Origin of the sequence: Halobacillus sp. GSS1 (genome assembly GCF_017307035.1) — a bacterium.
In the GTDB taxonomy this organism is placed as follows: Bacteria; Bacillota; Bacilli; order Bacillales; family Halobacillaceae; genus Halobacillus; species Halobacillus litoralis.
Window position 1 is genome coordinate 1,178,397 of sequence record NZ_JAFLHE010000001.1, and the last position, 13,704, is coordinate 1,192,100.

Here is a 13,704-nt window from a genome sequence, read left to right on the forward strand (position 1 = left end):
CTCTATCCAATGGACGTTTAGAATGCGTAATCGCTTGATACAAAGCCCTTTTTGCCTGCCTAGGTGGGAAGGATTAGAACCTTATTTATAAGTGCAGGGATTCTATAATCCGCCTATCAAAATCATAAGAGCTGCCTTTTAGTGTTGGTTTCGAGAATCTATTCCATGGTAAAGGGGCGGTGGGAAACGGTGAGACTCCTATGGGACGCGTGGGACAGGTGAGACCCCGGAAGGCGTAGCCTGAGGAGGCTCACCGCCCGCCCCATGGAAAGCGGACCTTTTCCCGGAGCCCTAAACTCTCACAAAAGTCTCGAAACTGAGTCTTAAACAATCCTGCCATTTTCCTTAATACCTTTTTCAATAAGACCAAAACACAAAACCCCCAGAGGCTGCCTCTGGGGGTTTTGTGTTTTATAAAATGGAGCTTAGGAACGCTTGGGTTCTTTCTTCTTGTGGATTTTCGAACAAATCTTTCGGAGCTCCTGACTCTACGATTTTTCCATCATGCATATAAACGACACGGTCGGCGACTTCTCTTGCAAATCCCATTTCGTGGGTGACCACGACCATTGTCATTCCTTCTTTCGCTAGGTCTTTCATAGTGGCTAGAACTTCTCCGACAAGTTCGGGGTCAAGCGCTGATGTTGGCTCATCAAACAGCATGATTTCAGGTTTCATTGCAAGTGCCCGAGCAATTGCAACTCTTTGTTTCTGACCACCAGAAAGCCTTGATGGATAATCATTGGCTTTATCCCCGAGGCCCACTTTTTCCAGAAGTTCCTGGCCTTCTTTTTTGGCCTGGCTTTTAGGAATTCCTTTGACTTGAGTAGGCGCTTCAATGACGTTTCCTAAAACCGTCATATGAGGGAACAGATTAAAATGCTGAAAGACCATTCCGACTTGTTGTCTTACTTTGTTCAAGTTATCTTTTTTAGGATCAATTTGTTCCCCTTTAATAAAGAGCTCTCCACTATTCTTCATTTCTAAAAAGTTCAAACAGCGTAGCATTGTACTTTTCCCGGACCCACTGGCACCGATGAGTACAACCACTTCACTTTCTTCTACATGAAAATCAATATCTTTCAAGACATGCAGATCCCCAAACGATTTATTCAATTTATTGACTCGAATCATTTGCTCTGACAATTGTGTTTCCTCCTCTGTTAGTCACTCACAGCCATTTTTTTCTCAATCGCACTGACAACTAGCGTCAGTAGGAATACGAGAATCAAATACCATACGGCACTTACGAGCAACCAGGTCATATAGTCGAATGTATTGGCCCCTTGAGTGGTGGCTACAGCAAATATTTCTGATACACCGATGAATGCAGCCAACGATGAATCTTTCAAACCAATAATAAACTGATTCCCAAGCGGAGGCAATGCACGTCTAAAAGCCTGAGGCAGGATGATGCGGCGCATCGTTAACGTACCGCTCATTCCAAGGGACCGACCTGCTTCTGTCTGCCCCTTTCCAATCGATTGGATGGATCCTCGGAAAATCTCTGCAATATAGGCGCCGTTGTGAAAGGCAAGACCTAGAGCTACAGACCAGAATCCACTGATCATCCACACTTCCGTTAAACCATAATAAAACACGAAGATTTGAACAATTAGTGGGGTTCCCCTCACCACATAAATGTACACATTCGCAAGCCATTCCAACGGTTTGATTTTGGATATTTTCATAAAGGCAAACATTAACCCGATGACGATCGCAATTAATATAGAGACTGCAGTAAGGGCCAGGGTCATTTGAGCAGCTTCAAAAAACATGCCACGGCTATCTATCAGTGCAGTCCAAAAGTTCGCAGAATACAAATACAATTGATTTCAACTCCTCTATAATGTCAAAAAGAGTACGCTCATTGCGCACTCTTCTTAACTTCGGTCTTCAAATGAAAAACGAGCATTTACTCTGGCAGAGTCGTAATATCTTCCCCAAAGTATTCTTTACTAATTTCAGCAAGTGTTCCATCTTCACGAAGTGTTTCTAGAGCTGCATTGATTTCTTCAAGTAAGGCTTCGTTTTCTTTTGCTACAGCAACAGCCTGTTCACTACGCTCAATCATTTCTTTCGCTTCAATTTCAAGGCCTTCTCCTGAAGCTTCCTTCCCAGTCAAGAAATCTGTAATTACAGCATCATGACGACCTTTTGCGAGCGATTGTAAGGCTACAACATCACTGTCATATGTTTTGATGTTTTCTGTCACTTCTTCTGCATACGTGCTATAAGTAGAGCCTTTAGATATGGCGATCTCCATTCCCTCTAAGTCTTCAAGTGTTTCTACATCACTGTCTGGACGTGTGAAAATTTGTGCCCCGGAATAATAGTAAGGAGTAGAGAAATCTACTTCCTGCTGTCTTTCTTCCGTAATGGTATGACTTGCAACTGCCGCATCAAAACGACCGGTCTTCACACCTTCTACGATACTCGCGAACTTCTGCTTTTGAGGATTCGGCTCCAAGCCCAACTCCTCAGCAATGGCATTCGCAACATCAATATCAAAACCTGTCATTTCCCCACTTGCATCTGTCATACTAAATGGTCGGAATTCACCAGAAGCAGCAAACGTAAACTGACCATCTTCAACAAGGTCATAAGCTGTTTCTTCTGAGGAATCACCAGTATCCGTTTCATTCGAATCCCCTGAATTTCCTTCTTCATCCTCGCTTCCGCCACAGGCAGCAAGAGCTAAGATCATGAAGATGCTGAGGGTAATCATCAGTAAATATTTTCTCATAACCAAAATTCTCCCCTTCATCAATTTGTCATTTTTCTGTAATAATAGCGACACTTTAAATTATATCTATTTATCAAACAATTCCCAAAATTGTACATCGTCCAAAAAATACGAAATATTGCTGATGATGAGCCTGACCTTCGGAATACAATCCTTTCCTTATAAATGCATGAATTTGCTTTAATATAATAAATATTTGCATGAATATACATAGGACATAAAAAAACGACTTCCCTAATTAGGGAAGTCGTTTTTTTCTTATAAATTTAAGTGCGAAAGCATGGTTTTCCATGCAACATCCTTACCTTCGCCCGTTTCGGATGAGAAAGGAATTAACGCATCTTCCTCTTCCATTTCCAGCACATCATAAATCATTTTAAGCTGTTTCTGTCGCTGGCCTTTTTTGATTTTATCAAGCTTTGTCGCGATGACCATAACAGGGTGCTCGAAGTGTTTCAAATAATTGTACATCAATTGATCATCTTCTGTTGGTTTATGACGGATGTCGATAATTAAAGCTGTCGCTTTCAATTGCTCACGCTCAGCAAAATATTCTTCCATCATTTCTCCCCACTTCGCGCGTTCCTTTTTAGAAACCTTCGCATACCCATATCCAGGTACATCGACGAAGTGAAATTTATCATTGATGATGTAGAAATTCAACGTTTGAGTTTTACCGGGCTTCGATGAAGTTCTCGCTAAATTCTTTCGTTGAATCATACGGTTGATAAATGATGATTTACCAACATTCGACCTTCCTGCCAGTGCAATCTCAGGAATCGGTGCTTTTGGGTACTGCTTTTTGCTCGCCGCACTGATGACGATGTCTGCCGTGTTAACTTTCATGTACTGCCTCCGTTAATGCTTGTTCTAATACTTCATCCAAATGCTTCACAGGGACAAAAGTTAAACCTTCCTTAATGCTGTCAGGGATATCTTCCAAATCTTTTTCGTTCTGATCCGGGATGATAATTTTCGTTAATCCTGCACGGTGGGCACTCAAGGATTTTTCCTTTAATCCGCCAATAGGCAACACGCGTCCTCTTAATGTAATTTCACCTGTCATACCTACTTCTTTACGGACAGGGCGACCTGTCAGTGCCGATACGAGGGCAGTCGCCATCGTTATACCTGCTGAAGGGCCGTCTTTAGGGGTTGCACCTTCAGGTACGTGAATATGGATGTCGTTCTTTTCCACAAACTCAGGGTCGATGTTCAGTTCGTTCGCTCTTGAGCGGATATAGCTGAATGCCGCTTGTGCGGATTCTTTCATCACATCTCCAAGTTTCCCTGTTAATGTAAGGTTACCTTTTCCAGGGTATATGGAAACTTCAATGGATAAAGTATCTCCACCTGCAGTTGTATATGCAAGACCGGTAGCAGCTCCAATTTGATCTTCTAGTTCAGCACGTCCATAACGGAATTTCGGACGGCCAAGTAGCTCCTCCAGCTGCTTTTCGGTTACTACTACCCGTTGTTTATCACCAGAAACGATGATTTTAGCAGCCTTTCTGCATAAACTCGCCAATTCACGCTCCAAACCACGAACACCCGCTTCTCTTGTATACCGACGGATCAATTTCAAAAGCGCATCATCTCGTAATTGAAGCTGACCTTTCTTCAAACCATTTTCCTTAACTTGCTTAGGAAGCAGATGCTCTTTAGCAATATGAACTTTCTCAACTTCCGTATAACCGGCAATGGTTATAATCTCCATTCTGTCACGCAATGGACCGGGGATGTTTGAAATATTATTGGCTGTAGCTACAAACATAACCTTAGATAAATCGTAGTTCTCTTCAATGAAGTGGTCACTGAACGTACCGTTTTGTTCCGGGTCAAGGACTTCCAACATGGCTGAAGAAGGATCCCCTCTGAAATCACTTGCCATTTTATCAATTTCATCAAGTAAAAATACAGGGTTCACGGTTTCTGCACGTTTCATCCCCTGAATAATTCGTCCGGGCATAGCCCCGATATAAGTTCTACGGTGACCGCGGATTTCGGCTTCATCACGGATTCCACCTAAAGAGATCCTAACAAATTTTCGATTGATGGAACGAGCGATGGACTTGGCAAGAGAAGTTTTTCCGACCCCTGGAGGTCCAGCCAGACACAAGATCGGTCCTTTGATTGTTTGAGTCAGCTTTTGAACGGCTAAGTATTCAAGAACGCGCTCCTTAACCTTCTCCAAACCATAATGATCTTCGTCCAAAATCTTCTCTGCACGGTTCACATCCAGGTTATCTTCCGTCTCATTCGACCATGGCAGAGCCACAAGCCATTCAATATAATTACGGATTACAGAACTTTCTGCGGAGCTTTGTGGGACTTTTTCATATCTTCCAAGTTCTTTATAAGCGATTTCTTCTACTCGCTCAGGCATATGGGCCTGCTCTATTTTTTCTTTAAGTTGAGCGACCTCTCCTGATTTTCCATCCTTATCACCAAGTTCATTTTGGATCGCTTTCATTTGTTCACGCAAGTAATATTCCTTTTGCGTTTTTTCCATGGATTTCTTTACTCTTTTACCGATCTTTTGTTCGATTTGAAGGACTTCACGTTCATTGCCAATCATGTCGACAAGCTTTTGAAGCCGTTCTTTCACATTAGCTGTTTCAAGAATAGACTGCTTCTCTTTTTGTTTCACAGGCAAATGGGAAGCGATCATGTCGGCCATGTGACTCGGCTCATCAATATCGGATACGGTATTAAAGGTTTCCTGACTTACTTTTTTAGAAACTTTTACGAATTTCTCAAATTGATCCATCAACATTCGCATGAGGGCTTCTTCTTCATTTTCTCCTACATGCTCATCCTCAATTTTAGTGATATTCGCATAATAAAAGTCCTCATCATCAACCAATTGATCGACATGGGCTCTATATAAACCTTCTACAAGGACTCGATTGGTGCCATTAGGTAATTTAACCATCTGTTTTACCCGGGCAATCGTTCCAATTTCATAGAGGTCATCTTTTGAGGGTTCATCAATATTCACTTCTTTTTGTGACACAAGTAAAATTTCATTATCATCCATCATGGACTGTTCCAACGCTTGTACCGACTTTTCACGCCCCACATCTAGGTGAAGGACCATTGAAGGGTACACAAGCAGCCCTCTGAGAGGAAGTAGAGGTATCTTTTTTCTCTGTTTGTCCGACATATCTTGCACCTCCGATTATTGCAGCTACGTATTTTTATCATATAGAAATGTACTTGGAAAGTAAACGAAACGGCCCCAAATGATTCCAACACCGAAATCCCCTAACCAACTACTGTCAAGGGGCTCACTCCTCTAATACTTTATTATGAACAGAAACCAGCCTTTCATGCTTATGTAGCTCTTTGTCAATTTAATAATACAGAAGCCGTGCTACATCATTTTCGTAGCACGGCTTCTTGGATTTTATTCCTTAAGGTTTACGCACTCTCTTTAGGAGATTGCTTATTCTCATCTTCAACAGTGCCATCTGTCAAGACCAGCTTAGGACGTCCATTTTTAGCAGTGACTGTCTCTTTGGTAATGATGCATTTCTCAATGTCATCACGGGAAGGAAGTTCATACATGACGTCCAGCATGATTCCTTCAATGATCGAGCGCAATCCACGAGCACCTGTCTTACGTTCAATAGCTAGACGTGCGATTTCACGAAGCGCATCTTCTTCCATTTCCAACTCCACATGGTCGATTTGGAAGAGTTTCTGATACTGCTTCACAAGCGCATTTTTCGGTTTTGTAAGAATTTCAACAAGCGCATCTTCATCAAGCTGCTCCAGGCTGCCGATGACCGGAAGACGACCGATGAATTCCGGAATTAGACCATAACTTAACAAATCCTCTGGAAGCACTTTTGTGAGCAATTCTTTCTTCTCCGCTTCATCAGCTGCTTGTTCAGAACCAAAGCCAATCACCTTACGGCCCAGACGACGTTTGATGATCTGATCAATACCGTCAAAAGCTCCTCCAACGATAAACAATACATTGGTTGTATCGATCTGGATGAACTCTTGATGAGGATGTTTACGTCCACCTTGTGGCGGTACACTCGCCTGAGTTCCCTCAAGTATTTTCAGTAGCGCTTGCTGTACACCTTCACCAGAGACATCTCTCGTGATGGAAGGGTTCTCTGATTTACGGGCCACTTTATCGATCTCATCGATATAAATGATTCCTTTTTCCGCTTTCTCAACATCATAATCTGCTGCTTGAATCAACTTCAACAGAATGTTCTCAACATCTTCACCAACGTAACCAGCTTCTGTTAAGGAAGTAGCATCAGCAATGGCAAATGGTACGTTAAGAATACGCGCCAACGTTTGAGCGAGTAAAGTTTTACCGCTACCTGTAGGCCCAAGCATGAGGATGTTACTTTTCGCAAGTTCTACATCATCATTTTTCACACCTGCATTGATACGCTTATAATGGTTATAAACGGCTACGGACAGGTTCTTTTTGGCTTGATCCTGGCCAATTACGTAATCGCTTAGAATTTCACGAATTTCTTGAGGCTTCGGTACCTCTTTGAATTCTACTTCTTCTTCATTACCCAGCTCTTCTTCAACGATTTCTGTACAAAGTTCAATACATTCATCACATATATATACGCCAGGTCCTGCTACGAGCTTACGGACTTGTTCCTGACTTTTACCGCAGAAAGAACATTTCAACTGTCCTTTTTCATCGTTAAATTTAAACATTCGTTTCACCCCTTATTATAATGACGCAATCGTTGCGACTGAAGTTTCATGATACGACGCTTACGTTCCCACTTCACTTCTTTTGCTCATCATATCAGATTAACTTCAAACAAAAAAGCAATACCTTTTCAGAGGTGTGCGCAACTTTTTCTGCACCATCCTCATTATGTAATTCAACTGCAGATAAGTCAAACGATGGAGCACCAGTACTATTGTATGTAAACAGCTGGAGAAGTATCAACTATCTTCCCCATTATTCTCTACCTCTATACTCTTTAATATAGAAATATATGAGAAGACAAGGTGCGATCATGCACCTTGTCTTCTTAGTTTATTATTCAGCTTTAGAATTTGCAACTAGAACGTCAATAGCTTTGCGGACTTTAAGATCTTCTTTAATCATGTCCGTATTACCGCCAAGCATTTGCGTCAATTGAGCAACATCTGTTTGGTACATGGAAGCCATGTTCTCAAGTTCAGCGTTCACATCTTCTTCAGAAGCTTCGACATTTTCCGCTTCTGCGATCGCTTCAAGAGTTAGGTTCGTTTTCACGCGCTTCGCTGCATCTTCTTTCATCTGCTCACGAAGGGCATCTTCGTCTTGACCAGTGAATTGGAAGTACATGTCTTTTGTCATGCCTTGCATTTGCAGACGCTGTTCGAATTCCTGTACCATGCGGTCAAGCTCTGTATCCACCATAGCATCCGGAATTTCAACTTCAGCATTTTCAGAAGCTTGTGTTACAAGCGTGTCACGCTTGCTGTTTTCAGCGTCTGTTTTCTTCTGCTCTTCAAGACGCTCACGAGTTTTCTTCTTCAGTTCATCAAGAGACTCGACCTCTTCGTCGACATCTTTCGCAAACTCATCATCAAGCTCAGGAAGTTCTTTTCCTTTTACTTCATGAAGTTTAACTTTGAATGTCGCAGATTTACCAGCTAGATCTTCTGCGTGGTATTCTTCAGGGAAAGTTACTTCAACGTCTGTTTCTTCTCCTGCTTTCTTACCAACCAGCTGTTCTTCGAATCCTGGGATAAAGGAACCGGATCCAACTTCTAGAGAGTAGTTGTCTGCCTGTCCACCTTCAAACGCTTCGCCATCAACGAAACCTTCGAAATCCATAACGACTGTGTCGCCATTTTCAACCGCAGCATCTTCTTTAACGACTAGCTCTGCTTGACGCTCCTGCATCTGCTTCAGTTCGTTTTCAACATCTTCATCTGATACTTCAGTATCCTGCTCTTCTACGACAAGTCCTTTGTAATCGCCCAGTTTCACTTCAGGCTTCACTGTAACCTCAGCAGTGAATACAAGATCCTGGCCTTTTTCAATTTGTTTAACGTCTACTTCAGGACGATCGACTGGCTCAATTCCAGTTTCTTCAACAGCTTCTGTGTAAGCTTGTGGAAGAACAATATCAAGGGCATCCTGATAAAGCGACTCCACTCCGAAACGCTGTTCGAAAAGTTTACGAGGTACTTTACCTTTACGGAATCCAGGTACTTGAACCTGTTGAACTACTTTTTTGAAGGCTTGGTCAAGTGCTTTGTCGAACTCACTTGCAGGTACTTCTACTGTCAAAGTCCCCTGATTGCCTTCTTGCTTTTCCCATTTTGCTGACATAAAAAATTCCCTCCAACATCTATTCATTCATTTTCGTCCGAAGACGATGATCTGACGATTCTATGACTCTTTTTACATACGAATCTCGTTTGCAACCACTACATTATAACATAATCCTACAGCCTTTCAAGCCGTGAGCTGTTCATTTATTCACCTACGATCAACACGTAATGCTGTTCACATAGTTCGATTTCTGATTTGTATTTCTCCACGTTTTCCAATTCCTCATTCACAGGCAATGGAAGCTGTAGATAATCATGTCCTAATTGTTTAAGGGCTTCGACTAGAATAGGGACTTCCCTTTCATTAGGAAATATTGGATAACGCACATAGCAATAATGATATAAAAGACGATTGATCATTTCATACATGGTCGGGTTGTTTTGTTCAATTTGACCGAGTCTCATTTGTATCTGTTTAATGATGTAATCGGAATGAAGCTGTGTTAATTCCGAAGGTACGACGGTTGATGTCTGCCCAAATTTCTTAATGGTCAATTCCTCCGTCCAACCGGCATCCCGGAACCATTCTAAAATGGATGATTTAATAATCGGGTGAACTTTCTCATTCATTAAAACCCGTTGAAACTCATCCGAAAAAAGGTCAGGAGACTGTTTTTTTAATTGGTCAACCGCTTGCCATTGCTTATGTATATCATCAGAATCCAGGGCATATTTAAATTCATCAAAATACTTGGTACCTTCCTCTTTATGACGATCTTCAAGAAGTTTCCTGCTCACTTCGAACATCTGCCAAAGTTGCGTACGACTCTGATGTGGTATATCTTCTGATTCGAACACTTCTTCCAAAAGATTGATGATTTCTTCATACTGGTTTCTTTGAAATAAGATGGTGATATAGATATGTAAATAATGGTAATACTGTTCATAGTCTTCCTTCATTTGCTTTTGGCACAATTCTTCCGCTTCATCATACAACCCAAGTTCAATCCAACTCATCAGAAGTCCTGTGATCACATCCCCATTTGCAACACCATACTCCACAAGGGGCTCCAAGGCTTCTGAAGCATCTTTATATCTTTTTTCCTTTAACGCGTCCAGCCCTCTACGTTCCAGAGCGGTTTTCCATTTTGGGAACATCACTAAGTTCCCGTTTTTATTTTCCATAAGACACCCTTCCCTAAGAGTTTATACTTCCACATTCTATCCTTATCCTATGTTTTTAAACCTCTATTCATTTAGCTTATTAGGATATACTAAAGTATATTCATAAGAAACACAAAGAATACACATCTCCATCTCAAATCCGTTTCCGATCCGTCACTATTCGTTAAGTAAATACAAAGAAGGACAAACGATTTCACTATGAAAAAACATCATTTTATTAAATTATCTGAAAATGTTTGATATTAGCAGAAAACAGGACTTTATACTCATGAAGATTCCGATTTTTTTGCTAAAATAAGTGAATGTGAATAAAATTTCACCGAATCATAAAATTTAAGGGGATGTATCGTTTTGTCATTGCTAGATGATCAAACATTGCTGGAAACGTACATAGAATCCGTGAAACTTCAATTAGATGATGAATTCGTCCACTTATTGACGAAAGAAATTGATAAGCGATCTATGGAATTGCCTAAAGGAAATCTCCAACTGACATGAATCGACATCGAACGCTCTCCTTAACGAGAACGTTTCTATAGAGGAAATGAGAAAGGGTGTGCTAAGTAGCACACCCTTTCTTTTATTGATTAGAGGTTGGGTTGCTCTGACGTTGCCCTGACATTTTAGCAATGCTCGGGATAGCGTTCTGCAACTGCCCTGCCTGACCAGTCATCATGCTGTAGGTGGCAGCACCGATTCCGATAGAAGCGACAATCGGCAACCACTGAACATTCTTCTTCTCCATCCTGATCACTCCTCAAATCGCTTGGCTTTTATAGCCATTACTATTGTTTCCGGGAGAAGGAGCATGTATGTGAGTTAAAACCATCTTCTGTACCCTTTATTTACCTTTAAGTAATACACGGATTAAGAATAGAGGCCAAAGAATGACCCACCCTAATAACACGAACATGTATATGGACTTCTCTTCTCTACTCTGGTTTACTGGTTCTTGTTGCTGTAAGCAAAAAAACATACCAATCAGCATATAAGTGAAGGCTATCAAACGAATCACTCCTCTACACCATAGCGTATGAAGAATACGTGATATGTGCCCCACCTTATGCAAACCTTTTTAAGAACCACTGATGTAAAACATGGTAAAATGATCGTAGAGGTGATGGAATATGGAACGAATTATCCTTTTTGACGGGGAATGCCATTTTTGCAATCAAAGTGTGCAATTCATTATAAAAAGAGATCCCGAAGCACATTTTAAATTTGCTTCTCAACAAAGCCATGCTGGACAATCATTGATGAGACAACATGATATTCCTAAGGAAGTGGATAGTATTGTTCTTATTGATGGCTCAAAGTCTTACCTTCGTTCTTCAGCTGCGTTAAGAGTATGTAAGCATTTGAAGGGTGTTTGGAAGATTGGTTTTGCCATGATTATTGTTCCTAAACGGATAAGGGATGGAGCGTACAAATTCTTGTCTAAGAATCGTTACAAATGGTTCGGTAGAGAGGAAGCCTGTCAACTCCCTTCACCAGAAGTTAGGAGACGCTTTTTGTAAACTCCTTTACAAAAAAGAAGCGCCTAATGATAGGACGCTTCTTTCGTTGCTTAAAAGACCACCACTCACGGATTTACAAAGTAAATATTTTCCAGGTCAACCCTTACTGCTTTTTTGCCAATGGAAAATAATATCTTTTTTGAGCCTGCTTCCTGAAGTAGCGTTATTAGTATAGTTATCCCCACAAACTCTTACCGCCACCTTCTATTTTTTATTTCCTCACACCCAACAGCACCATGATGGTTATTACTTTCTTGAAAAACTTGTTCATAGATTCAGTAGATACACATTAGTTTCTAAGATTGAATGAATGCTTTCCTACTATGTTCACTTCAAAGGTATAACTAAAGCATTTGTATAAGTAAGTGCAAGAAAAATTTCTGATCGCCTAATTTCCATCTAATCCTTCCAAAGCAAGAAAATAATTGATAATTATGAAATTTTTTCAAAATGGTTTCAAATTTTCACTCTACGTCAATTACATAAGGTAAAGTAATGTAAAAAAGGGGATTTATTATGGATTGCGAAAAATTAAAAAATGAAATTGAAGATAAAAGAAGGGAAATGTACCAAGCCTTTCTGATCGACCAAAATTACAACCACGCTCTTACTAAATCTCAGGAACTTGATGCTATGCTAAATAAATTCAGACGCTTGTGCCAAAAACCATTTATAATCGCTATGTCCATTTTAATGCTTTGAATGTGGAATGGGATGTACCCTATCTCTTGAATGATTGAGCTTGTTAAGCACAAAAAAACTGTTTCTTTTGCTATAAGCAAAAGAAACAGTTTTTCATTTAGCGTCCCAGGAGAGATTCGAACTCCCGAACGCTCAAAACCGGGCATGTAGTACCCGTTAGCCTGTCCGTTGGTTGATACGTTCATCTAGCGAACTCAACCGGTTTACACAATTTTACCATTGAACCGTTCATCCAGGCAAGTGAAAACGTAAGGGTTACGTTGCCAAAAGAATTGAGCGTTAAATAGCGAGGCTACTGTTGTAATCGTGTTAAATTACTCCTTAAGGATTCTAACTCTTTTTTCACCTCACCGAGTATTACCGGAATATTACCTTTAAAAGAAAAAAGATCAGTAGAGTTCATAACACTTTCAGACTGAATACAGGAGTCTACTTTAGCTACCATGTTATTCAGATGAGTTATGATTATATTGTAATTGGAAGGGACTAAGTTGATAATCGAGTTCAGCTTGTCTCGAATATCTTTATATTCTTTCAGTTCTTTATCTTTGATTATTCCACGTGTTTCAGACGAATTTAACTTATACATAATTTCCTGCAAATGCTCTAATTTCGTAAATACATTTTGAAGTTTTTCTTTAGTGTCAGTCGTGTGGTATATATCACTATACTCTTTTGCTTTTCTTGCCTTATATGCGGCAAATATTGCAGAACCTATACTCGCCACACTACCCAATAACCCTATAATTTCTAAAGTATTCACTGTTTGCTTCCCCTTTTAAAAGTTGTTCCTATACTTCGGCATATCACCATAAAGTTTATCAAATACCTCTTCCCATCTACTTTCCTCTTTGAAAGCATTTGTTAAAAACTCAACAAAATGGTAGTTTCCGTTCAATTTCGGTACTATTTGATAAATTGATTGTTCAAAAGAGCTATGATGTACTTTCTCATTCCTACCTATTTTACTTCTGTAAAAATCCATTAAATCCATAATTTTGTTATACTGCGTTTGAGTTATTTCATATTCAAACAACAGTCTATTTACAGGGGTCTGATCGAAGAGTAACCTTTGCCTAAACTGCATATGATTTAAGGTTTCCTTTAGACCTTTTACTTCTTCCTCTAACATTTTTATCTTTTGTTCGCTATTCATTTATGTGTTCTCTCCCATCAATTCCAAATTGCTATACATTATACAAAACAAGTTTACATCACATATGTTACAAATTCATCCTTGAATTTACTTTTAACATTGCATAATAAAATTCGACAACCTTCCGTTAATTC

The 13,704-nt window shown here is 40.2% G+C and carries 14 protein-coding genes; 3 read left to right on the forward strand and 11 right to left on the reverse strand.

The features are described 5' to 3' along the window. Nucleotides 1-411: 411 nt before the first annotated feature. From J0K78_RS06235 to J0K78_RS06270, 8 genes are all read right to left on the reverse strand, one after another. Complete coding sequence (locus tag J0K78_RS06235; RefSeq protein ID WP_206945925.1) at nucleotides 412-1,134, reverse strand: amino acid ABC transporter ATP-binding protein; 723 nt, start codon at nucleotides 1,132-1,134, stop codon at nucleotides 412-414. A 29-nt stretch (nucleotides 1,135-1,163) separates the two neighbouring features. Beyond that, a complete protein-coding gene (locus J0K78_RS06240) occupies nucleotides 1,164-1,778 on the reverse strand; it encodes an amino acid ABC transporter permease (RefSeq protein WP_160915608.1) in 615 nt (204 codons plus the stop codon). A gap of 137 nt (nucleotides 1,779-1,915) precedes the next feature. Next, nucleotides 1,916-2,746 carry a transporter substrate-binding domain-containing protein gene (locus J0K78_RS06245; protein ID WP_206945839.1) on the reverse strand — a complete coding sequence of 277 codons (831 nt, stop codon included), beginning with the start codon at nucleotides 2,744-2,746 and terminating at the stop codon, nucleotides 1,916-1,918. Nucleotides 2,747-3,004: 258 nt separating this feature from the next. Beyond that, entirely contained in the window at nucleotides 3,005-3,592 is a 588-nt protein-coding gene (gene yihA, locus J0K78_RS06250) for a ribosome biogenesis GTP-binding protein YihA/YsxC (protein WP_160915500.1), read from the reverse strand. Next, nucleotides 3,582-5,912: an endopeptidase La gene (gene lon / locus J0K78_RS06255; protein ID WP_206945840.1), complete on the reverse strand. Its 2,331-nt coding sequence runs from the start codon at nucleotides 5,910-5,912 to the stop codon at nucleotides 3,582-3,584. The genes yihA and lon overlap by 11 nt, the downstream gene beginning before the upstream one ends. 257 nt (nucleotides 5,913-6,169) lie before the next feature. Beyond that, complete coding sequence (gene clpX, locus J0K78_RS06260) at nucleotides 6,170-7,447, reverse strand: ATP-dependent protease ATP-binding subunit ClpX (protein ID WP_089652698.1); 1,278 nt, start codon at nucleotides 7,445-7,447, stop codon at nucleotides 6,170-6,172. 334 nt (nucleotides 7,448-7,781) lie between these two features. Beyond that, nucleotides 7,782-9,068 (reverse strand): trigger factor, encoded by a 1,287-nt coding sequence (gene tig, locus J0K78_RS06265; protein WP_206945841.1) that lies wholly within the window; start codon nucleotides 9,066-9,068, stop codon nucleotides 7,782-7,784. 146 nt (nucleotides 9,069-9,214) lie between these two features. After that, nucleotides 9,215-10,195, reverse strand: a complete 981-nt coding sequence (locus tag J0K78_RS06270; RefSeq protein WP_206945842.1) for a tetratricopeptide repeat protein — start codon at nucleotides 10,193-10,195, stop codon at nucleotides 9,215-9,217. Nucleotides 10,196-10,546: 351 nt separating this feature from the next. Here J0K78_RS06270 and sda point away from each other — a divergent pair, with 351 nt between their 5' ends. Then, nucleotides 10,547-10,693 (forward strand): sporulation histidine kinase inhibitor Sda, encoded by a 147-nt coding sequence (sda, locus tag J0K78_RS06275; protein ID WP_202412530.1) that lies wholly within the window; start codon nucleotides 10,547-10,549, stop codon nucleotides 10,691-10,693. A gap of 82 nt (nucleotides 10,694-10,775) precedes the next feature. On the opposite strand, the gene J0K78_RS06280 is transcribed toward sda, so the two are convergent. Next, nucleotides 10,776-10,949: a hypothetical protein gene (locus tag J0K78_RS06280; RefSeq protein WP_206945929.1), complete on the reverse strand. Its 174-nt coding sequence runs from the start codon at nucleotides 10,947-10,949 to the stop codon at nucleotides 10,776-10,778. A 373-nt stretch (nucleotides 10,950-11,322) separates the two neighbouring features. Here J0K78_RS06280 and J0K78_RS06285 point away from each other — a divergent pair, with 373 nt between their 5' ends. Then, complete coding sequence (locus J0K78_RS06285) at nucleotides 11,323-11,712, forward strand: thiol-disulfide oxidoreductase DCC family protein (protein WP_206945843.1); 390 nt, start codon at nucleotides 11,323-11,325, stop codon at nucleotides 11,710-11,712. 516 nt (nucleotides 11,713-12,228) lie between these two features. Further along, on the forward strand, nucleotides 12,229-12,414 hold the full coding sequence (locus J0K78_RS06290; protein WP_206945844.1) for an aspartyl-phosphate phosphatase Spo0E family protein: 186 nt from the start codon (nucleotides 12,229-12,231) through the stop codon (nucleotides 12,412-12,414). 292 nt (nucleotides 12,415-12,706) lie between these two features. Here the strand turns inward: J0K78_RS06290 and J0K78_RS06295 are convergent, their stop codons facing one another. Together J0K78_RS06295 and J0K78_RS06300 are read right to left on the reverse strand one after the other, a co-directional pair. Beyond that, entirely contained in the window at nucleotides 12,707-13,177 is a 471-nt protein-coding gene (locus J0K78_RS06295; RefSeq protein ID WP_206945845.1) for a hypothetical protein, read from the reverse strand. Nucleotides 13,178-13,192: 15 nt separating this feature from the next. Further along, nucleotides 13,193-13,570: a DUF1878 domain-containing protein gene (locus J0K78_RS06300; protein ID WP_206945846.1), complete on the reverse strand. Its 378-nt coding sequence runs from the start codon at nucleotides 13,568-13,570 to the stop codon at nucleotides 13,193-13,195. Nucleotides 13,571-13,704: the final 134 nt, after the last annotated feature.

Excerpts from the sequence above, each read along its gene's own strand:
- J0K78_RS06245 (WP_206945839.1), bottom strand. The coding sequence starts at position 2,746 with ATGAGAAAATATTTACTGATGATTACCCTCAGCATCTTCATGATCTTA.
- J0K78_RS06235 (WP_206945925.1), bottom strand. The coding sequence starts at position 1,134 with ATGATTCGAGTCAATAAATTGAATAAATCGTTTGGGGATCTGCATGTC.
- J0K78_RS06240 (WP_160915608.1), bottom strand. The coding sequence starts at position 1,778 with ATGTTTTTTGAAGCTGCTCAAATGACCCTGGCCCTTACTGCAGTCTCT.
- tig (WP_206945841.1), bottom strand. The coding sequence starts at position 9,068 with ATGTCAGCAAAATGGGAAAAGCAAGAAGGCAATCAGGGGACTTTGACA.
- J0K78_RS06290 (WP_206945844.1), top strand. The coding sequence starts at position 12,229 with ATGGATTGCGAAAAATTAAAAAATGAAATTGAAGATAAAAGAAGGGAA.
- clpX (WP_089652698.1), bottom strand. The coding sequence starts at position 7,447 with ATGTTTAAATTTAACGATGAAAAAGGACAGTTGAAATGTTCTTTCTGC.
- lon (WP_206945840.1), bottom strand. The coding sequence starts at position 5,912 with ATGTCGGACAAACAGAGAAAAAAGATACCTCTACTTCCTCTCAGAGGG.
- J0K78_RS06285 (WP_206945843.1), top strand. The coding sequence starts at position 11,323 with ATGGAACGAATTATCCTTTTTGACGGGGAATGCCATTTTTGCAATCAA.
- J0K78_RS06300 (WP_206945846.1), bottom strand. The coding sequence starts at position 13,570 with ATGAATAGCGAACAAAAGATAAAAATGTTAGAGGAAGAAGTAAAAGGT.
- yihA (WP_160915500.1), bottom strand. The coding sequence starts at position 3,592 with ATGAAAGTTAACACGGCAGACATCGTCATCAGTGCGGCGAGCAAAAAG.
- J0K78_RS06270 (WP_206945842.1), bottom strand. The coding sequence starts at position 10,195 with ATGGAAAATAAAAACGGGAACTTAGTGATGTTCCCAAAATGGAAAACC.